20 protein-coding genes and 1 pseudogene are annotated in these 18,505 nt (G+C 65.1%); 12 read left to right on the top strand and 9 right to left on the bottom strand.

All coding sequences use genetic code 11. The features are described from left to right. Window positions 1-15: 15 nt before the first annotated feature. The 9 genes and pseudogenes from BSE24067_RS28000 to BSE24067_RS27960 form a co-directional block, all read left to right on the top strand. Window positions 16-1,506, top strand: a complete 1,491-nt coding sequence (locus tag BSE24067_RS28000) for an NADH-quinone oxidoreductase subunit M (protein WP_151065516.1) — start codon at window positions 16-18, stop codon at window positions 1,504-1,506. Window positions 1,507-1,542: 36 nt separating this feature from the next. Then, a complete protein-coding gene (nuoN, locus tag BSE24067_RS27995; protein ID WP_174904930.1) occupies window positions 1,543-2,997 on the top strand; it encodes an NADH-quinone oxidoreductase subunit NuoN in 1,455 nt (484 codons plus the stop codon). Further along, window positions 2,997-3,293 carry a DUF2818 family protein gene (locus BSE24067_RS27990; protein ID WP_151065518.1) on the top strand — a complete coding sequence of 99 codons (297 nt, stop codon included), beginning with the start codon at window positions 2,997-2,999 and terminating at the stop codon, window positions 3,291-3,293. Before nuoN ends, BSE24067_RS27990 begins: the two co-directional genes overlap by 1 nt. Before the next feature lie 41 nt (window positions 3,294-3,334). After that, complete coding sequence (locus BSE24067_RS27985; RefSeq protein ID WP_151065519.1) at window positions 3,335-3,925, top strand: NUDIX domain-containing protein; 591 nt, start codon at window positions 3,335-3,337, stop codon at window positions 3,923-3,925. 138 nt (window positions 3,926-4,063) lie between these two features. Then, window positions 4,064-4,486: a DUF1178 family protein gene (locus BSE24067_RS27980; protein WP_151065520.1), complete on the top strand. Its 423-nt coding sequence runs from the start codon at window positions 4,064-4,066 to the stop codon at window positions 4,484-4,486. 52 nt (window positions 4,487-4,538) lie between these two features. Then, window positions 4,539-5,735 carry an acyl-CoA dehydrogenase family protein gene (locus BSE24067_RS27975; protein WP_151065521.1) on the top strand — a complete coding sequence of 399 codons (1,197 nt, stop codon included), beginning with the start codon at window positions 4,539-4,541 and terminating at the stop codon, window positions 5,733-5,735. A 19-nt stretch (window positions 5,736-5,754) separates the two neighbouring features. Beyond that, the gene (locus BSE24067_RS27970; RefSeq protein WP_151065522.1) at window positions 5,755-6,888 is read left to right on the top strand and encodes an acyl-CoA dehydrogenase family protein; all 1,134 of its coding nucleotides are present in this window, start codon (window positions 5,755-5,757) and stop codon (window positions 6,886-6,888) included. A 35-nt stretch (window positions 6,889-6,923) separates the two neighbouring features. Next, window positions 6,924-7,385, top strand: coding sequence for a MaoC family dehydratase (locus tag BSE24067_RS27965; RefSeq protein ID WP_151065523.1), 462 nt, complete (start codon window positions 6,924-6,926; stop codon window positions 7,383-7,385). Further along, window positions 7,382-7,855, top strand: a pseudogene (locus tag BSE24067_RS27960) (MaoC family dehydratase); the annotation flags it as partial. The gene BSE24067_RS27965 and the pseudogene BSE24067_RS27960, both read left to right, overlap by 4 nt. 55 nt (window positions 7,856-7,910) lie before the next feature. Here BSE24067_RS27960 and BSE24067_RS27955 read toward each other — a convergent pair. Continuing rightward, window positions 7,911-8,603 (bottom strand): glutathione binding-like protein, encoded by a 693-nt coding sequence (locus BSE24067_RS27955; protein ID WP_151065525.1) that lies wholly within the window; start codon window positions 8,601-8,603, stop codon window positions 7,911-7,913. A gap of 173 nt (window positions 8,604-8,776) precedes the next feature. Further along, the gene (locus BSE24067_RS27950) at window positions 8,777-9,568 is read right to left on the bottom strand and encodes an oxepin-CoA hydrolase, alternative type (RefSeq protein ID WP_151065526.1); all 792 of its coding nucleotides are present in this window, start codon (window positions 9,566-9,568) and stop codon (window positions 8,777-8,779) included. 199 nt (window positions 9,569-9,767) lie between these two features. Here BSE24067_RS27950 and BSE24067_RS27945 point away from each other — a divergent pair, with 199 nt between their 5' ends. Further along, on the top strand, window positions 9,768-10,424 hold the full coding sequence (locus BSE24067_RS27945; protein ID WP_151065527.1) for a glutathione S-transferase family protein: 657 nt from the start codon (window positions 9,768-9,770) through the stop codon (window positions 10,422-10,424). A gap of 49 nt (window positions 10,425-10,473) precedes the next feature. Here BSE24067_RS27945 and BSE24067_RS27940 read toward each other — a convergent pair whose 3' ends face one another. After that, the gene (locus BSE24067_RS27940; RefSeq protein ID WP_151065528.1) at window positions 10,474-11,646 is read right to left on the bottom strand and encodes a pyridoxal phosphate-dependent aminotransferase; all 1,173 of its coding nucleotides are present in this window, start codon (window positions 11,644-11,646) and stop codon (window positions 10,474-10,476) included. A 33-nt stretch (window positions 11,647-11,679) separates the two neighbouring features. Beyond that, window positions 11,680-12,180 carry a putative toxin-antitoxin system toxin component, PIN family gene (locus BSE24067_RS27935; protein ID WP_151065529.1) on the bottom strand — a complete coding sequence of 167 codons (501 nt, stop codon included), beginning with the start codon at window positions 12,178-12,180 and terminating at the stop codon, window positions 11,680-11,682. A gap of 57 nt (window positions 12,181-12,237) precedes the next feature. Here BSE24067_RS27935 and yaaA point away from each other — a divergent pair, with 57 nt between their 5' ends. Next, window positions 12,238-13,020, top strand: a complete 783-nt coding sequence (yaaA, locus tag BSE24067_RS27930; RefSeq protein WP_151065530.1) for a peroxide stress protein YaaA — start codon at window positions 12,238-12,240, stop codon at window positions 13,018-13,020. Window positions 13,021-13,108: 88 nt separating this feature from the next. After that, the gene (locus BSE24067_RS27925) at window positions 13,109-14,263 is read left to right on the top strand and encodes a M14 family metallopeptidase (RefSeq protein ID WP_151065531.1); all 1,155 of its coding nucleotides are present in this window, start codon (window positions 13,109-13,111) and stop codon (window positions 14,261-14,263) included. Between the two features lie 94 nt (window positions 14,264-14,357). Here BSE24067_RS27925 and BSE24067_RS27920 read toward each other — a convergent pair whose 3' ends face one another. The 5 genes from BSE24067_RS27920 to BSE24067_RS27900 all read right to left on the bottom strand — a co-directional run. Then, on the bottom strand, window positions 14,358-15,014 hold the full coding sequence (locus tag BSE24067_RS27920) for a BspC domain-containing protein (RefSeq protein WP_151065532.1): 657 nt from the start codon (window positions 15,012-15,014) through the stop codon (window positions 14,358-14,360). 137 nt (window positions 15,015-15,151) lie between these two features. Further along, window positions 15,152-15,826: an energy-coupling factor ABC transporter permease gene (locus BSE24067_RS27915; protein ID WP_151065533.1), complete on the bottom strand. Its 675-nt coding sequence runs from the start codon at window positions 15,824-15,826 to the stop codon at window positions 15,152-15,154. Between the two features lie 75 nt (window positions 15,827-15,901). Further along, window positions 15,902-16,738, bottom strand: coding sequence for a LuxR C-terminal-related transcriptional regulator (locus BSE24067_RS27910; RefSeq protein WP_151065534.1), 837 nt, complete (start codon window positions 16,736-16,738; stop codon window positions 15,902-15,904). Window positions 16,739-16,946: 208 nt separating this feature from the next. Beyond that, window positions 16,947-18,164 carry a DUF2863 family protein gene (locus tag BSE24067_RS27905; protein ID WP_151065535.1) on the bottom strand — a complete coding sequence of 406 codons (1,218 nt, stop codon included), beginning with the start codon at window positions 18,162-18,164 and terminating at the stop codon, window positions 16,947-16,949. A 158-nt stretch (window positions 18,165-18,322) separates the two neighbouring features. After that, on the bottom strand, window positions 18,323-18,505 hold a 183-nt coding region (locus BSE24067_RS27900), incomplete at its 5' end, for a hypothetical protein (protein WP_217460371.1).

The following is an 18,505-nucleotide window of genomic DNA, read 5'->3' as shown; positions in this document are numbered from 1 at the left end:
AGGGGGACAACACTAATGCACGCTTTTCCGATTCTCAGTACCGCGATCTGGCTGCCGATCGTCTTCGGCCTCCTCGTGCTCGCGGTCGGTAACGACAAAAATCCGGGGACGGCCCGCTGGGTCGCACTGATCGGTTCGCTGCTCGGCCTCGCGGTCACGATCCCGCTGATCACGGGCTTCGACTCGAGCACGGCTGCGCTGCAGTTCGTCGAAAAGTCGACCTGGATCGAACGCTTCGACATTTCGTATCACCTCGGCGTCGACGGCATCTCGATGTGGTTCGTCGTGCTGACCGCGCTGATCACGGTGATCGTCGTGATCGCCGCATGGGAAGTGATCACCGAGAACGTCGCGCAGTACCTCGCGGCGTTCCTGATCCTGTCCGGGATCATGATCGGCGTGTTCTCGGCGGCCGACGGCCTGCTGTTCTACGTGTTCTTCGAGGCGACCCTGATCCCGATGTACATCATCATCGGCGTGTGGGGCGGCCCGAACCGCGTGTATGCGGCGTTCAAGTTCTTCCTGTACACGCTCGCCGGCTCGCTGCTGATGCTGGTCGCACTGATCTACCTGTACACGGAGACGCACTCGTTCGACCTCGCGACGTGGCAGAACGCGAAGATCGCGATGACGCCGCAGATCCTGCTGTTCATCGCATTCTTCCTCGCGTTCGCGGTGAAGGTGCCGATGTGGCCGGTGCACACGTGGCTGCCGGACGCGCACGTGGAAGCGCCGACGGGCGGCTCCGTCGTGCTGGCGGCGATCATGCTGAAGCTCGGCGCGTACGGCTTCCTGCGTTTCTCGTTGCCGATCACGCCTGACGCAAGCCACTTCCTCGCACCGGTCGTGATCACGCTGTCGCTGATCGCGGTGATCTACATCGGCCTCGTCGCGATGGTGCAGGCCGACATGAAGAAGCTGGTCGCGTATTCGTCGATCGCGCACATGGGCTTCGTCACGCTCGGCTTCTTCATCTTCAACCAGCTCGGCGTCGAAGGCGCGATCGTCCAGATGATCTCGCACGGCTTCGTGTCGGGCGCGATGTTCCTGTGCATCGGCGTGCTGTACGACCGCGTGCACTCGCGCCAGATCGCCGACTACGGCGGCGTCGTGAACGTGATGCCGAAGTTCGCGGCATTCGCGATGCTGTTCTCGATGGCCAACTGCGGCCTGCCGGGCACGTCGGGTTTCGTCGGCGAATTCATGGTGATTCTCGCGGCCGTCCAGTACAACTTCTGGATCGCGTTCGGCGCGGCATTCACGCTGATCCTCGGCGCGGCGTACACGCTGTGGATGTACAAGCGCGTGTACTTCGGCGCGGTGGCGAACGATCACGTTGCCAAGCTGACGGACATCGGCCGTCGCGAATTCGTGATGCTGGCCGTGCTCGCCGCGTTCACGCTGCTGATGGGCCTGTATCCGAAGCCTTTCACCGACGTGATGCACGTTTCCGTGGAAAACCTCCTCTCCCACGTCGCGCAGTCGAAGCTGCCGCTGGCCCAGTAATCGCGAGCGGAGGAACTCAAGATCATGAACGCTCCTATGAATGTCCTGTTGCCTGACGCGCTGGTGATGGTCGCCATCGTCGTCGCATGGCTGAACGACACCTTTACCGGTGCCGCCGGCCGCCGCCTGACCTATCTGATCGCGGTGGTATCGTCGGTCGTCGCCGGCGTCTGGTTCGCCGTGCAGGCGCTCGATCCGCAGCAGTACTACTTCTTCTCGCGGATGGTCGTCGTCGACTCGTTCGCGAGCATGATGAAGGCCGTCGTGTCGATCGGCTTCGCGGTCTCGCTCGTCTATTCGCGCAAGTACCTCGAAGACCGCGACATGTTCCGCGGCGACGTGTTCCTGCTGGGCATGTTCTCGCTGCTCGGCCAGCTGGTGATGGTGTCGGGCAACAACTTCCTGACGCTGTACCTCGGCCTCGAACTGATGTCGCTGTCGCTGTACGCCGTCATCGCGCTGCGCCGCGATGCCGCGCAGTCGAGCGAAGCGGCGATGAAGTACTACGTGCTGGGCGCGCTCGCGTCGGGCTTCGTGCTGTACGGCATCTCGATGCTCTACGGCGCGACCGGCTCGCTCGAGCTCGGCGAAGTGTACAAGGCGGTCGGCGGCAACACCGACGCAGCCGTGCTGATGTTCGGCGTGATCTTCATCGTCGCCGGTATCGCGTTCAAGCTCGGCGCCGTGCCGTTCCACATGTGGGTGCCGGACGTCTACCAGGGCGCACCGACCGCGATGACGCTGTTCGTCGGCGGCGGCCCGAAGGTTGCCGCGTTCGCGTGGGGCCTGCGCTTCCTGGTGATGGGCCTGCTGCCGCTCGCACAGAACTGGCAGACCGCGCTCGTGATCCTCGCCGCGCTGTCGCTGATCGTCGGCAACATCACCGGTATCGTCCAGCGCAACATCAAGCGGATGCTCGCGTACTCGGCGATCTCGAACATGGGCTTCGTGCTGCTCGGCCTGCTCGCCGGCATCGTGAAGGGCGACGCGACCGCACCGGCGAATGCGTACAGCTCGGCGATGTTCTATGCGATCGTCTACCTGATCACGACGCTCGGCTCGTTCGGCGTGGTGATGCTGCTTGCGCGTCGCGATTTCGAAGCGGAAACGATCGACGACTTCAAGGGCCTCAACAAGCGCAGCCCGGTGTTCGCATTCGTGATGATGGTCATGATGTTCTCGCTGGCCGGCATTCCGCCGACCGTCGGCTTCTACGCGAAGCTCGCGGTGCTCGAGGCGACCGTCAACGCTGGCCTCACGTGGCTTGCCGTGCTGGCCGTGATCACGTCGCTGTTCGGCGCGTTCTACTACCTGCGCATCGTCAAGCTGATCTATTTCGATGCACCGCAGGACGCGGCTCCGATCACCGGCGACTTCTGCAAGCGCACGATTCTCGTGCTGAACGGCATCGCGGTCGTCGTGCTCGGCCTGATCCCGAGCCCGCTGCTGACGGCCTGCCTGCAGGCAATTCGTCACACGCTGCCGCTGTAATGTCGGCAGCCGGCTGGTTCATCGTGCTGTTGGCGCTTGCGGGCGCCAACGTGCCGTTCCTGAACCAACGTCTCTTCGCCGTCGTGCCGTTCGGCGCGACGAAGAAAAGCGCGTGGATCCGGATCGGCGAGCTGATCGTGCTGTATTTCGTGGTCGGCGCGCTCGGCTTCTGGCTCGAGTCGCGCGCCGGCAACCGCTTCGAACAAGGCTGGCAGTTTTACGCGATCACGTTCAGTCTCTTCGTCGTGTTCGCGTTTCCCGGCTTCACGTTTCAATATCTCGTCAAACGACGCTGACGGCTTCGGCCGTCGCGTGCTCACTTCTCAGGAGCCCGCCGATGGCCGAACTACCCAATCACGACGCCGCACTGACCGAAACCTGCGTCGAGAGCGAGGCGATTTTCGAAGGCTCGTTCCTCAAGCTGAAGCGCGACACCGTCCGTCTGCCGGACGGCAAGCAGGCCACGCGCGAATACGTGCAGCATCCGGGCGCGGTGATGATCATCCCGCTGTTCGACGACGGCCGCGTGCTGATGGAAAGCCAGTATCGCTATCCGATCGGCAAGGTCATGGCCGAATTCCCGGCCGGCAAGCTCGATCCGAACGAAGGCGCGCTTGCGTGCGCGGTGCGCGAACTGCGCGAGGAAACCGGCTATACGGCACGCGAATACGTGTTCCTGGCGCGGATTCACCCGATCATTTCCTACTCGACCGAATTCATCGACCTGTATCTCGCGCGCGGGCTGACGGCCGGCGAGCGCAAGCTCGACGAAGGCGAATTCCTCGAAACGTTCACCGCGACGCTGCCCGACCTGCTCGAATGGGTGCGCACGGGCCAGATCACCGACGTGAAGACGATCATCGGCACGATGTGGCTCGACAAGGTGTTGTCCGGCGCGTGGCCGCTCGGCTCGGCCGAGCAGTCCTGACCGGCGGTCTGCAGCGGGCGGAGCGCCGCGTTACAATCCGATGACGCGGCGGCCCGCCTGGCCGCGCGATCCTTGATTTAGCACGGTCGTTCACAAAAGCACGTTTTGCGCTACACTCGTCACACGCCCTGATTCAGCATGAAGGTCCTCGATTTACAGTGCCCGCACGGTCATCGGTTCGAAGGCTGGTTCGCTTCCGCCGATGAGTTCGAAGCGCAGTTGTCCCGCAAGCTGGTCGAATGTCCGGTGTGCGGAACGACGGAGATCAACCGGATGCCGTCGGCGCCGCGCCTGAACCTGTCGGGCGCGACACAGGCGCAGCCGGCCGATCCGCGCGCGATGCAGGCGCAGGTGATGCGTGCACTGCGCGAGGTGCTGGAGAAAACCGAGAACGTGGGCGAGCGCTTCGCCGAGGAAGCGCGGCGCATCCATTACAACGAGGCGCCGGCACGCAGCATTCGTGGCGTCACGACGCCGGAGGATGCGCAATCCTTGGTCGAAGAAGGCATCGACGTGATGCCGCTGCCGATTCCTGTCGCGCTGAAAGAACCGCTGCAATGACGTACGCAGTGTGTCCTTGGCCGGGGACGGCCGCGGACAGGAGACACTGCGCATGGATCTGGATTATTCCCCCGCTGACGACGCGTTCCGCGCCGACGTCCGCGCCTGGCTCGAGGCGAATCTGCCTCACGCACTGCGCGCCAAAGTACTCGATCACAAACGACTCGACCGCGACGATTTCGCGAGCTGGCATCGGATTCTCGGCCAGCGCGGCTGGTCCGCGCCCGCATGGCCGGTCGAATACGGCGGTCCGGGCTGGAATGCGACGCAGCGGCACATCTGGGACGAGGAGTGCGCGCGCATCGGTGCGCCGACCGTGCTGCCGTTCGGCGTGTCGATGGTCGCGCCGGTGTTGATGAAATACGGCAGCGACGCGCAGAAGCGTCACTATCTGCCCCGCATCCTCGACGGCACCGACTGGTGGTGCCAAGGCTATTCGGAGCCGGGTTCCGGGTCCGATCTCGCGTCGCTGCGCACGCGCGCCGAACGCCGCGGCGACCACTACGTCGTCAACGGCCAGAAGACGTGGACGACGCTCGGCCAGTACGCGGACATGATGTTCTGCCTCGTGCGCACCGACCCGGCGGCGAAGAAGCAGGAGGGCATCTCGTTCCTGCTGATCGACATGAAGACACCGGGCATCACGGTGCGCCCGATCATCACGCTCGACGAGGATCACGAAGTCAACGAAGTGTTCTTCGAGGACGTGAAGGTGCCGGTCGAGAATCTCGTCGGCGACGAGAATCGCGGCTGGACCTATGCGAAGTATCTGCTCGGCCATGAGCGTACCGGCATCGCGCGCGTCGGCGCGTCGAAGCGCGAACTCGCGTTCCTGAAGCGCGTGGCGTCGAACCAGCGCAAGAACGGCAAGCCGTTGCTCGCCGATCCCGTGTTCGCCGCGAAGGTCGCGGCGCTCGAAGTCGAGCTGATGGCGCTCGAGGTGACGGTGCTGCGCGTCGTCAGCCGCGAGACGAGCGGCAAGGGGCCTGGCCCCGAGGCGTCGATGCTGAAGATCAAGGGTACCGAGGTGCAGCAGGCGCTCACCGAGCTGATGTTCGACGCGATCGGGCCGCTGGCCGCGCCATTCGACGTCCCGTTTCTGGACGGCGAGCGCGAACACAGCATCGCCGGCGACGACGATGCGGCGCCGCTTGCCGCGTACTACTTCAACTATCGGAAGACGTCGATCTACGGCGGTTCGAACGAGATTCAGAAGAACATCATCGCGCAGATGATCCTGGGGCTGTGATCAGGGAACGGAGACAACCATGGATTTCAGCTTTACCGACGAGCAGCAACAGTTCGCCGATGCGCTGCGCCGTTATCTCGGCGAGCAATATGGTTTCGATGCGCGCCAGGCGATCGTGCGCAGCGACGCGGGCGTATCGGACGCGCAATGGAGCGCATTCGCGGAGCTCGGCCTGACCGCGCTGCCCGTGCCGGACGCACAGGGCGGCCTCGGCGGCGGGCCGGTCGACATGCTGGTGGCGATGCAGGAGCTCGGCCGCGCACTCGTGATCGAGCCGTACTGGGCGACGGCAGTCGGCGTCGAGGCGCTGCGGGTCGCCGGCTCCGGCACGGGCGACGATGCGGCGCTGCTGGAAGCGGTCGCGCAGGGGCAGAAGCGCCTGGCCGTCGCGTTCCACGAACCGCGGGCGCGCTACGATCTCTACGAAATCGATACGCATGCGCGCGAAGCGGGCGGCACGTACCGGCTGACCGGCACGAAATCGGTCGTCCAGCACGGCGCGCAGGCACATGCGTGGATCGTGCCCGCGCGCGTCGACGGCGGTGGCATCGGCCTGTTCGTCGTCGAGCGCGATGCCGCGGGCGTCAAACTCGCCGACTACCGGACGATCGACGGCCAGCGCGCCGCAACGATCGAGCTGCATGAAACGCCTGCTCGGCGGTTGACCGGCGGCGCACGCGACGCGGCCGCGCTCGAGCAGATTGCGGACTACGCGACCTTCCTGTTGTGCGCGGAAGCGGTCGGCGCCCTCGACGAACTGAATCGTGCGACGGTCGAATACACGAAGACGCGCGAGCAGTTCGGCGTACCCATCGCGCGCTTCCAGGCGTTGCAGCACCGGATGGTCGACATGCTGATTCACGCGGAGCAGGCGCGTTCGCTGACGTACCTCGCCGCCGTGCGTTACGCGGGCGGCGACGCCGACGCGCGGCGCAAGGCGGTGTCCGCCGCGAAAGCGCGGGTCGGCGCGGCCGCGCGGTTCGTCGGCCAGCAGGCCGTGCAGCTGCACGGCGGGATGGGCGTGACCAACGAGGTTGCCGCCGCGCACCTGTTCAAGCGGCTGTCGATCATCGAGACCACGCTCGGCGACACCGATCATCACCTTGCGCGCATCGCGGCCTTGCCGGATTTCGCGCAGGCCGACGCAGCATGACGGCGACGCGCGAGCGCGCCACGGGAGACACACAAGTGGGTATCAGCTACGAAGATCTGGAAGTCGGCAGCACGACCGAAATCGGCCGCTACACGTTCGACGCGGACGACATCAAGGCGTTCGCGCAACGCTACGACCCGCAACCGTTCCACCTCGACGAGGCGGCCGGGAGGGCATCGCCGTTCGGCGGGCTCGTCGCGAGCGGCTGGCATACCTGTTCGGTGTTCATGGGCCTGCTCGTCAAGAAGCTCGGCCCGGATTCGACCAGCATGGGTTCGCCCGGCATCGATTCGATCCGCTGGCTCAAGCCTGTGCGCGCCGGCGACACGATCACGATGCACCAGAAGATCCACGACAAGCGCGTGTCGGCGAGCAAGCCCGATCGCGGCATCGTGTCGACGGAGTGGATCGGCATCAACGAAGCCGGCGACACGGTGATCACCGTTCACACCAAGGTGATCTTCGGGCTGCGCCATCCGCAAGGAGCGGGCGCATGACGGACACGACGTTGCCGCTCATCGCATCGACGCAGGCGCTGCGTGCGCTGGTCGGCGCGGAGCCGTTCGCTAGCGGCTGGATCGGGATCGATCAGCAGCGGGTCGACCGTTTCGCCGATGCGACCGACGACCACCAGTGGATTCATGTCGATCCCGAGCGTGCGCGGCGCGAGTCACCGTTCGGCGGCCCGATCGCGCACGGCTTCCTGACGCTGTCGCTGATTCCCGCGCTGATGACGGACGCGATGCGCTTCGAGCAGAAGATGGGCGTGAACTACGGACTGAACCGCGTGCGGTTCCTGAAGCCGGTGCCGGTCGGTGCGCGCGTGCGTGCGCTGTTCGCGGTGAAAGAAACCGCGGAGGCCGCGCGCGGCGGCGTGCAGGTGACGTGGGCGGTGTCGGTGCAGGCCGAGCGTCCCGATGCGCCGCTGCTCGTTTGCGCGGCGGAATTCATCACGCTGCACTACTTCTGCCACGCGCAGCGGCATCGACGGATGCCGCTGCGTTTATCCGTCGCAAGCTGTTTCAGTGCTTCGCGTATTGGGTCGCACCGAACAGGATCTCGCGTGCCTTGTCGTCCTGCAGCGCCTTGCGCAGCGACGTGAGGACTTCGACGCCGCGCTGTACGGCCGGACGCGCGGCAATCGCGTCGTGCCAGCGCTTCACGTTCGGCAGTTCGTCGAGCACGACGCCCTGGTTTTGCCATGACCGCGTCCAGGGGAACGTCGCGATGTCCGCGATCGTGTACGTGTCGCCCGCGAGGTATTCGGATTCGCCGAGGCGCTTGTCCATCACGTTGTACAGGCGCTTCGCTTCGTTCGTATAGCGATTCACCGCGTATTCGATTTTTTCCGGCGCGTACAGGCGGAAATGGTGCGCTTGCCCGAGCATCGGGCCGACGCCGCCCATCTGGAACATCAGCCATTCGAGCGTCGCGTAGCGCGCGGCCGGATCCGACGGCAGGAACTTGCCGGTTTTTTCCGCGAGGTAGACGAGGATCGCGCCCGATTCGAACAGCGAGATCGGCTTGCCGCCGGGGCCGTCCGGATCGACGATCGCGGGGATCTTATTGTTCGGGCTGATCTTCAGGAACTCGGGCTTGAACTGGTCGCCCGCGCCGATATCGACCGGATGCGCACGATACGCGAGGCCCGTTTCCTCGAGCATGATGTGGATCTTGTGGCCGTTCGGGGTCGCCCAGCTGTAGACGTCGATCATCGTCACTCCTTCGTGGCATGCGCGAAAACGGCGCCGGCACGGCGCCGCGACAGGCGGTCATTAGAGCATGGATCGACGCGGGCTGCAGGCGGTGCGAACGTGCGGGCGCACGCATGCGCGTGCGTGCCGCCGTGGTGCCGGTCACGCCGTTCGAGCGGCGGAATCCCGACGGTTCAGCGCTTGTAGCGTGGCTGGCGTTTCTCGAGAAACGCGGTAATCCCTTCGAACGCATCCGCGTGATGCAGCGACGCGACGAAGTGATCGCGCTCGGTGCAGAGATGCGCGTCGAGCGGCTGCGCGGCCGCGTCGTCGAGCATCGACTTGATGCGCGTGAGCGCGTTCGGCGAGATGCCGGCGAGCGAGTCGGCCCACGCGAGCGCCTCGGACAATGCGGCGCCGGGGGCTGCGAGCCGGTTGACGACGCCGAGCGCATGCAGGCGTTCGGCCGCGGCGGGCTTGCCCTCGAACAGGATTTCGGCCGCCAGCGCGCGCGGCAGCGCACGGGCGAGGAACCATGAGCCGCCGCCGTCCGGCGTGAGACCGACGCGCGCGTACGACATCACGAACTTCGCGTCGTGCGCGGCGACGATCAGGTCGCATGCGAGCGCGAGCGAGAAGCCCGCGCCGGCCGCCGCGCCTTCGACCGCTGCAATCACCGGCTTCGTCGAGGCGCGGATCGCCGTGATCCACGCGGCGAGCTGATCGATGCTGTCGGCCTGGTAGGACGGATCCTTCGAGCGATTGTCGAGCAGCCGGTTCAGGTTGCCGCCCGCGCAAAAGAAGCGATCGGCACCCGTGAGCACGACGGCGCGAATCGCCGGGTCGCGATCGGCAGTGGCGAGCGCTTCGACGCCGGCCGCGTACATGTCGGGATGCAGCGCGTTGCGCGCACCGGGATTGGACAGCGTGAGGACGAGCGTCGATTCGCTCTCGGGCGGACGCGAGGCCAGCAGTTCAGCACTCATGCGAATGTGTCTCCATCGGATGGCGACGCTGCGGCGCCGCGCGTCGTGCATGCATGCGGGCAGGATGCCGCAGCGGATGCAATGTTGTCGTGACGGACATGAAACTGCTTTAGACTAGCACGAACGTGCTTTTTCGCGCGACGCATTCCGATGCGGCCGGCATCGCTGCGGCCGCGCCTCAGCAACGCAGGAGACTCCGATGTTACAGCTGTGCGGTATTCCGTTGTCCAACTACTACAACAAGGTGAAGTTCGTGCTGCTCGAGTACGGCATCCCGTTCGAGGAATCGGTGTGCGGCTTGCCGATCAGCGATCCGGCATTGCTCGCCGATTCGCCGCTCGGCAAGATCCCGTTCGTGAAGACGGAAGAGGGCGCGCTGTTCGAATCGCAGGTGATCGTCGAATATCTGGCCGCGCGTTATCCCGACAAGGCGATTTTCCCGTCTAGCCCGTTCGCGGCCGCGAAGGTGCGCGAACTCGTCGAAACGCTCGAGCTGTATCTCGAATGGACCGCGCGCGAGGTCTATACGGAAGCATTTTTCGGCGGCAAGGTCAGCGACGGGACGAAGGCGCACGTCGAGAAGCGCCTGCCGCGCGCGATCGGCGCATTCAAGCAAATGACGCGGTTTTCGCCGTACGTGCTCGGCGATACGTTCAGCCTGGCCGACATCGCCGCGGCCATCCATCTGCCGGTGATCGGGATGGCGACGAAGGCGATCTTCGGCCGCGATTTCCTGCTCGACGCAGGCATCGACTGGAAGGCGCATGCGAAGCTCGTCGGCGAGCGGCCGGCCGCGCAACGCGTGGCGGCCGATCGCAAGGCCTATCTGGAAGCAACCGGCACCGCGCGTTCATAAGCGCGATTACGACGCGGCCCTGCGGCCGCGCCTGATCGGCCGATCCGGCTTACAAGCGTGCGAGCCGTTCGAGTGCGGACGCGAGCGTGCTTTCCTGTTTCGCGAAGCAAAAGCGCACGACGCCCGATTCATGCGGCTCGTGATAGAACGCCGACACCGGAATTGCCGCCACGCCGATCTCCGACGTGAGCCACTTCGAGAATTCCGCTTCCGGCAGGTCGCTGATCGCCGAATAGTCGACGCACTGGAAGTACGTGCCCGTGCACGGCAGCAGCTTGAAGCGCGTGCGCTCGAGGCCGGCGCGGAAGAAGTCCCGCTTCTTCTGATAGAAAGCGGGCAGCGTCAGGTACGGTGCCGGGTCGCGCAGGTAGTCGGCGAGCCCGATCTGCATCGGCGTGTTCACCGTGAACACGTTGAACTGGTGGACCTTGCGGAACGCCGCGGTCAGCGCCGCCGGTGCCGCGACATAGCCGACTTTCCAGCCGGTCACGTGGTACGTCTTCCCGAAGCTGGACACGATGAAACTGCGTGCGGCCAGTTCCGGGTAGCGCGCGACGCTTTCGTGCCGCGCGCCGTCGTACACCATGTGCTCGTACACTTCGTCCGACAGGATCAGCACGTCGGTGCCGCGCACGATCTCCTCCAACCTGCGCATGTCGGCCTCGCGCCACACCGTGCCGGTGGGATTGTGCGGCGTGTTAATCATGATCATCCGCGTCTTCGGCGTGATCGCGGCCGCCAGACGATCGAACGGGATCGCGTAGTCCGGCGCTTCCAGCGTGACGAACACGGGCTTGCCGCCGGCGAGCTCGATCGACGGCAGATAGCTGTCGTAGGTCGGTTCGACGACGATCACCTCGTCTCCCGGATGCACCGCGCACAGGATCGCCGTCAGCAGCGCCTGCGTCGCGCCGGCCGTCACCGTGATCTCGGTGGCCGGGTCGTAGCGCCGGCCGTAGACGTGCGCGATCTTGTCGGCGATCGCGTCGCGCAGCGGGGCGACGCCCGCCATCGGCGGATACTGGTTGTGACCGTTGCGCATCGCGGCCGCGACCGCGTCGACGATGCGCGGATCGCAGTCGAAATCGGGGAAGCCCTGGCCGAGATTGACCGCGCCTTTCTCGGCGGCGAGCGCGCTCATGACCGTGAAGATCGTCGTGCCGACGTTCGGCAGGCGCGAGGGAAAAACGGGAGTCTTGGGCATGTCGGAAGGAGCGTTCATCGATACGGTCGCAAGCAGGTGATGCCGGGCCCGTCAGGCCGGCGTGGGGATGATGGCCGGCGCGGCGTCGAGTGCGCAGGCTTCGGCAAACGGCGCGGGCTGCGCGATCCGGAAGCCGAAGTCGCGCGCGGTGCGCTTCGCGAGCTTGAGCAGCGCGCGGTCCTTCGACACGAGCCAGTCGGCCTGCGCGGCGCGGGCGAGTTCGAGAAATTTCTGATCGTCGCGGTCCTTGCATTTCGGCAGCGGTAGCGCGTCGGCGTCGGCGACCGGCGGCGGCTCGACGAGCGTCGCCAACTGCGCGACGATCGCGAGTGCCGCGGCCTTGTCGATCGCGCGCGCCTGGAACTGCGGATAGTCGAGCACGAGTTCGAGCTCGTTCAGGCAGCGGCCGTCGATCACGGCGATGAGCGTGCCGCGCTCGAGCGCGGCACGGATCGGGCGCGCGGCAGGATCGTCGAACACGAGGATGTCGATCCAGACGTTCGAATCGAGCACGACGCGAAGCGCGTCATGCGGGGCGAGGGAGCGGGTCATTCGTTACAATCGGTGGTTTTCGTCTGACCGCAAGGCACGGCGTGCCAGCGAGCCTCTATGATAATCGTTCTCTCTCCCGCCAAATCCCTCGACTACGATACGCCTGCCCACGTCCCGACTTACACGAAGCCTGCATTCGTCGACGACGCGTCGGAACTGATCGACGGCCTGCGCAAGCTGTCGCCGCAAGACATCGCTGCGCTGATGGACATCTCCGACCCGCTCGCGCGCCTGAACTTCCAGCGCTTCGCCGACTGGTCGCCCACCTTCACGCCGGCCAATGCGAAGCAGGCCGTGCTCGCGTTCAATGGCGACGTGTACGAGGGATTCGACGCGAAATCGCTGTCGGCCGCCGATCTCGATTACGCGCAGCAGCACGTGCGCGTGCTGTCCGGCCTGTACGGGCTGCTGCGTCCGCTCGACCTGCTGCAACCGTACCGGCTCGAGATGGGGACCCGTTTCGCGAACGCGCGCGGCAAGGATCTGTATGCGTTCTGGGGCGACCGGATCACGCGGGCGCTGAACGAGCAGCTCGAGACGCGCACCGGCGCGGCGCGCGTGCTGGTCAACTGCGCGTCCACCGAGTACTTCAAGTCGGTGAAGCCGAAACTGCTGGCCGCGCCGGTCGTCACGCCGGTGTTCGAGGACTGGAAGGGCGGCCGCTACAAGATCATCAGCTTCCACGCGAAGCGCGCCCGTGGCCTGATGGCGCGTTATATCGTCGAGAACCGCATCGCCGAACCGGCGGCGCTGAAGGATTTCGCGATCGAAGGGTATGCGTTCGATGCAGCAGCATCGAACGATTCGACTTACGTATATCGCCGGCGAATCGGCGAGTGACCATGCCGGCCGTTCACGAGACGGCCGGCGAATGCATGTGGCCGGGAATTCGGCAGACAGCCCGTTCCGGTCGCAATTGGAGAGATAGATGACCCTTTCGATCACCAGCAATTTCGATGCGGGCGCGATCGACGTCGTGTCGTGCGACAACCCGGACGCGATCCGTCTGCGCGTGCGCGGCGACAGCCGCTCCGAGTTTGCGCAATGGTTCTACTTCCGTCTGACGGGCGCGCGCGGCGAGCGGTGCGTGATGGCGTTCGAGAATGCGGCCGACTGTGCGTATCCGTCGGGATGGCGCAACTACAGCGCGGTCGCGAGCTACGACCGCGTCGACTGGTTCCGCGTGCCGACGACCTTCGACGGCAAGACGATGACCATCGACCACACGCCGGAATTCGACAGCATCTACTACGCGTATTTCGAACCGTATTCGGAGGAGCGCCATGCGGCGTTCATCGGCGCGGTCCAGCAATTGCCGCACGCGAACGTTGTCGAGCTCGGCCGCACGGTCGAGGGCCGGCCGATGTCGCTGCTGACGCTCGGTACGCCGGAAGTCGACGGCGTGCCGAAGAAGAAGGTGTGGATCATCGCGCGCCAGCATCCCGGCGAGACGATGGCCGAGTGGTTCGTCGAAGGGCTCGTCAAGCGGCTCGCAGGCTGGGGCGACTGGGCGGGCGATCCGGTCGCGCGCAAGCTGTACGATTACGCGACGTTCTACATCGTCCCGAACATGAATCCGGATGGCAGCGTGCACGGCAACCTGCGCACCAACGCGGCTGGCGCGAACCTGAACCGCGAGTGGATGGCGCCCGATGCCGAGCGCAGCCCCGAAGTGCTGGTCGTGCGCGACGCGATCCATGCGACCGGTTGCGACATGTTCTTCGACATTCACGGCGACGAGGATCTGCCTTACGTGTTCGTCGCGGGTTCGGAGATGCTGCCGAGTTTCACCGAGCAGCAGAGCAAGGAGCAGACCGCGTTCATCGACGCGTTCAAGGTCGCGAGCCCGGATTTCCAGACCGAGCACGGCTACGCGGCGAGCAAGTACAAGGAGGACGCGCTCAAGCTCGCGTCGAAGTACATCGGTCATCAGTTCGGTTGTCTGTCGCTGACGCTCGAGATGCCGTTCAAGGACAACGCGAACCTGCCCGACGAGCGCGTCGGCTGGAACGGCCAGCGCAGTGCGGCGCTCGGCGCGGCGATGCTCGCTGCAATCCTCGCGCACGTCGAGACGTTCGCGTAAGCGCGCAACGCGTCGATATTCGCCGATATGAAAAAAGCCGGCGCATCGTACGATGCGCCGGCTTTCTTGCTCCTGTCGTTGCCGCTCCGTCGTATCAGGACTTCTTCGCGGTTTTCTTCTTCACGGCTTTCTTCGTGCCGGCCGATTTCTTCGTGGCGACGGCCTTCTTGCTGCCGGTGCGGCCGGTTGCCTTGGCCTTCACCTTGCCGCGGTGCGACTTGCCCTTGAACGACTTCGTCGGCGAGGACGGGCGTTCGACGCGCGGCTTCAGCGGCGGAACGGGATCGTTCCAGCTGAACGCCAGCATCTGCTGACCGACGTAGCCGCAGCGGAATTTCAGCGGTGTCGGGGCGCTGCCGTCGCCGCGAACGCCGAAGCCGTCCACGGTGACGATGTTGTCGACCTTCACGCGCTGCTTGCCCTGATCGAACGAATCGTTCCATGGCGTGATCGTCGCGTTGCCGCTTTCGAACGCGTTCGGTGCGAAGTCGACGCGGTCGAACGCCGACGACGTGCTCGCGATGAAGCTGCCGTGCGCCGCACAATCGGCGACGATCGGATCGGCATGCATTTCGTTGACGAATTTGTTGATCAGTTCGGAGCGCTGGTCGAGGAGGTCGGCGAATACCGGTGCCGGGAGCGCAAGCGACAGGCCCGCAACACAGGCTGCCAGCTTGCCGAGCGCCCGGAAAATCCGGAGCGAGGCAGGAGAGCTGTCCATCAGGTTATTGGTGAGGAGCAAATGAGACATCGGGCACGTATAGATGCCCGATGAAGATCAGGAGTTCAATCTTAGCGTAAAAAAGTTGTGCGGCAGTAGACGTCGCACTCTCCCGCGCTGCGCAAGCGGATCGCCGGGCGCGGCTTGCACCGGGACAGTCGCGCCAGTCAGGCGCGCGGGCCGCCGAGTCGATAGCGGCGGACGTCGAACGTCGTGACCCATGCGGGGCGATAGACGGCGATGAGCGCGGTCGCCATGCCGGTGAACCATGCTTCACCGAGCGCGAGCAGCGCGGTGTTCAGCATGTAGCCGGCGGGAATCGCGACGGGCATGCCGTCCGCGAGCGCGAGCTGCACGCCGGCCGCGGCACCGGCAACCGCGACGATTGCGATGGCCGGCGACAGGAAGCCCTGCCCGGTAATGAATGATGCGAGGTTGTGTGGCAGCCACGCGATCGCCGCGCGCTGCAGCAACGCGGATACGGCGACCGGTAATGCACCGTACACCAGATAGGTGAGACCGACGCCTTGCCACGGCGCATCGAAGACGATTGCCGCGACGCCCGTGACGGCGCCCATCGCGATCAGTGCGAGAGTCCAGTCGAACAGCGTGACGAGCAGCGTCGCGCCGAGCAAATGCATGACGATCCCGTCCTCGAGCCACGCGTTCGACGCCCACAGAACCGTGATCGCAGTGACGAGCGCGAGCCACACGTGCTGGAGCGTTGCGTCCTGCAGGCGGACGAACGGACGATTCCAGATCGCGAGCGCGAGCAGCGCCACGGCGGCGATCCAGCCACCGACGCCTACCCAGAGCGGAAGCGGTGTGAAAAGAAAACCCATGTGTTCATATTACTCGTTGAGCATCAAAGGTGGGAATCCGCACATACTGACCGTCGCAATATCGAGACTGTCCGGCTAGCGGTCGCGCCGAAACCTTGCCGGTGGCTCTGCTGCGAGCGGCAAGTCGCGGGTGCCGGTGCCAGCCGTTGGCAGCGGATACCGGCGCTCGCCACGTTGCGCGCGCAGCGGAACGGGGCCGCGTTCGCCGATGGCCGGCTTGATCGCGCGATCGCGGTTGGCGAGCAGCGCCTCGAGGTGCGGCGACAACCAGCCGTTGTAGATCGCAACCGCGGCGGCGCGGTTTGCCGCGCCGAGCTGCTGGAAGATGCTGGCGAGGTGGATCTTCACCGTGCCTTCGCTGATGCCGAGCGTTCGCGCAATCATCTTGTTGGTGCTGCCCATGTGGACGAAGCGCATGATTTGCGCCTGCCGCGGTGACAGCAGGCCGACGGGCGGCCGGCGCGGCAGCGCTCCGGCGAGCTTCTGGAAATGAGTGTCGTTGCGCGCTGCGGCGGCGGATGGCAGCAGGCTCAGCGCAATCGGCGGGATGTAGTGGCCGCCGAGCAGGACGATCTCAAGTGCGCGCAGGATCAAATGCGGCCGCGTGGAGTGCGGGATGACACCCGCGACGCCGTAGTTGTAGAAGCGTTGGATGGCTTGCGGCGTGCATTCGTCGATCAGTACCGCGGCAGGGGTCGGCGAGGAGGCGCTGCAAAGCGCCTGGAGTTCGCTCAGCTTGCCGACGTCCGGCCAGTTGATCGCGACCAGGTCGAAACGCTGGGTGCGCAGCAGCCGGCGCGCCTGGAAACCGTCCGGCGCATCGTTGATGCTGGCGTGACGGTCGATCTGCCGCAGCAGGGCCTTCAGTCCGTCACGCCGTTCGGCGTCTGAGTTCAACACCAGGAACCGCATATTCAACCTCCTTAAGATGAGTCATTGAGCTGCCGTCGGCATGCCTTCGGTCCGATAATGACAAAGACCTTACACGATGTCTGCTTGGCTGAAAGGCTTAGGAAAAGTCTGAAATTTCGGCGGATGGGGTGGCGGACGAAAAAAAAGCCGCTCCGGCTGGAACCGGGAGCGGCTTCGCGCGTGCAGGCCATGCCGGCCTGCGATGCGATCAGTGGAAGTGAGGTTGCGCGGGCGACGCGTCTTCCGGCATTTCGGCGTGGACGATTTCGCCGAGCGGATCCGCGTAGAGCGGCACGCCGCAGTCGTCGCAATATTCGGGTTCGAAGCGGCCGGCGTGCCGCCGGACGTCCGTTACACCGCATTCCTTCAACAGACTCACGATTTCCTCGAGCGGCCCGTCGATCGGCGCTTCGCCTTCGAGCGTCGCGCTGTCGATCGACACGTCGCCGTTTTCGCGACCGTAGAGCGGCCACACGACGCCATAGATCACGTCGTTGCTGGCGCGCCGCGTGAAGCCGACACGATACTCGTCGATCCGTCGTTCGCCGAAGCCGGCGACCACTGCGCGCAGTTCCTGCGGCGCTGCACCAAGTGTGTCGAAAAGATAACGGATGGCCGTTCGGACCGTGTGCGGACGGATGCGCTCGTCCGCATCACGGCAAGCGGAGTAGTACGCGTCCGGAAGCAGGCATTCGAATTCGCAGCCGGGGAGGGCAACCGACAGGTTCGGGCCGCCCTGGGCCGTCCATTGCTCGAGGCACTGGCCGCGTTCGATCCGGTTGCCGTGCTCCTCTTCCTGCCAGCGGAACAGCGGTGCGCCGGCGGGCGCGGCGACGACGGCGAGGAGGAAGCGCGGATCCGCCAGAATCGGCGAGGTTTCGGGCAGGTCCCCGAAGCTCAGTTTGGCCGCATGCTGGCCGATGGCCGCGTGCGCGAGCTGTTGGGCGAGCCGGTAGGTCTCGACGTGGTGTCGCGGCAACTGATCGATGCTGTACAGGAACGGAGCGAGCCCCACGAGCGTGCCGGACGCGAGCACGTGCGCCTGCAAGTGAGCACGCAGCGCATCGGCAACGTCGCCTTTCAGCGGCCCCGACGGAATCATGTAGCGCGTCCACGCAAGAACGGGGACGGCGACCAGCAGCGCGTCGTACGGCTGGCCGTCGTGATCGATCACCATCGATTCGCTGTGCGTCTCGGCCATGTCGGCGAGCGCACCGTATGCGTCGGGGTGATTCTGCTGCAGATGGTCGAGTGCCGCGTCGAGCGTGGTCTGGTTGCCGTTGCGAACGATCTTGGCGAGCAGCGCATCGAGCTTCGCTTCCCAGAAGCGATCCTCGATGCGGCTGCCCGAGGCGAAGAGCGCAAGCGACAGGCCGACCAGTTTGTCGGCGTCGGGGGGGAGACGTTTGGCGATTCGCTGGCGCATATTAAATACGTATAGAAAGAGGCGAAGAACCTCACATTCTAGTCCGTTCTTTGCGCCATAAGCGGTCTCGTGCTTGCGGCATGGCCGGAAGGTCGAATCGACGGGGAACGAAATAAATCGGTCAAACCCCTTGCGCGACGCCCGGACGACGCCTAGAATCACGCCTCTTTCGCGCTAACGGCAACGCGGCGCGGAGGAGGAAGGGAAGCGGTGCGATAGGGATGGCGGTAGCGGCCTGGCGCACACGAAGCTGAACCCCTCGCAGTCACGACGAAGCAGTTCAGAAAGTTGTTGACGAGCGAAGAAAGGCGGTTCATAATCTCGCTTCTCTGCTGCTGAAA

Origin of the sequence: Burkholderia latens (assembly GCF_902499045.1) — a bacterium.
Classification (GTDB): domain Bacteria; phylum Pseudomonadota; class Gammaproteobacteria; order Burkholderiales; family Burkholderiaceae; genus Burkholderia; species Burkholderia latens.
Note: the sequence above shows the minus strand (reverse complement) of the source record. Positions and strands in the feature narration are given on the sequence as shown.

Bases quoted from the DNA above. Each gene is read 5' to 3' on its own strand.
- BSE24067_RS28000 (WP_151065516.1), top strand. From the start codon at position 16: ATGCACGCTTTTCCGATTCTCAGTACCGCGATCTGGCTGCCGATCGTC.
- nuoN (WP_174904930.1), top strand. From the start codon at position 1,543: ATGAATGTCCTGTTGCCTGACGCGCTGGTGATGGTCGCCATCGTCGTC.
- BSE24067_RS27990 (WP_151065518.1), top strand. From the start codon at position 2,997: ATGTCGGCAGCCGGCTGGTTCATCGTGCTGTTGGCGCTTGCGGGCGCC.
- BSE24067_RS27985 (WP_151065519.1), top strand. From the start codon at position 3,335: ATGGCCGAACTACCCAATCACGACGCCGCACTGACCGAAACCTGCGTC.
- BSE24067_RS27980 (WP_151065520.1), top strand. From the start codon at position 4,064: ATGAAGGTCCTCGATTTACAGTGCCCGCACGGTCATCGGTTCGAAGGC.
- BSE24067_RS27975 (WP_151065521.1), top strand. From the start codon at position 4,539: ATGGATCTGGATTATTCCCCCGCTGACGACGCGTTCCGCGCCGACGTC.
- BSE24067_RS27970 (WP_151065522.1), top strand. From the start codon at position 5,755: ATGGATTTCAGCTTTACCGACGAGCAGCAACAGTTCGCCGATGCGCTG.
- BSE24067_RS27955 (WP_151065525.1), bottom strand. From the start codon at position 8,603: ATGATCGACGTCTACAGCTGGGCGACCCCGAACGGCCACAAGATCCAC.
- BSE24067_RS27950 (WP_151065526.1), bottom strand. From the start codon at position 9,568: ATGAGTGCTGAACTGCTGGCCTCGCGTCCGCCCGAGAGCGAATCGACG.
- BSE24067_RS27945 (WP_151065527.1), top strand. From the start codon at position 9,768: ATGTTACAGCTGTGCGGTATTCCGTTGTCCAACTACTACAACAAGGTG.
- BSE24067_RS27940 (WP_151065528.1), bottom strand. From the start codon at position 11,646: ATGAACGCTCCTTCCGACATGCCCAAGACTCCCGTTTTTCCCTCGCGC.
- BSE24067_RS27935 (WP_151065529.1), bottom strand. From the start codon at position 12,180: ATGACCCGCTCCCTCGCCCCGCATGACGCGCTTCGCGTCGTGCTCGAT.
- yaaA (WP_151065530.1), top strand. From the start codon at position 12,238: ATGATAATCGTTCTCTCTCCCGCCAAATCCCTCGACTACGATACGCCT.
- BSE24067_RS27925 (WP_151065531.1), top strand. From the start codon at position 13,109: ATGACCCTTTCGATCACCAGCAATTTCGATGCGGGCGCGATCGACGTC.
- BSE24067_RS27920 (WP_151065532.1), bottom strand. From the start codon at position 15,014: ATGTCTCATTTGCTCCTCACCAATAACCTGATGGACAGCTCTCCTGCC.
- BSE24067_RS27915 (WP_151065533.1), bottom strand. From the start codon at position 15,826: ATGGGTTTTCTTTTCACACCGCTTCCGCTCTGGGTAGGCGTCGGTGGC.
- BSE24067_RS27910 (WP_151065534.1), bottom strand. From the start codon at position 16,738: ATGCGGTTCCTGGTGTTGAACTCAGACGCCGAACGGCGTGACGGACTG.
- BSE24067_RS27905 (WP_151065535.1), bottom strand. From the start codon at position 18,164: ATGCGCCAGCGAATCGCCAAACGTCTCCCCCCCGACGCCGACAAACTG.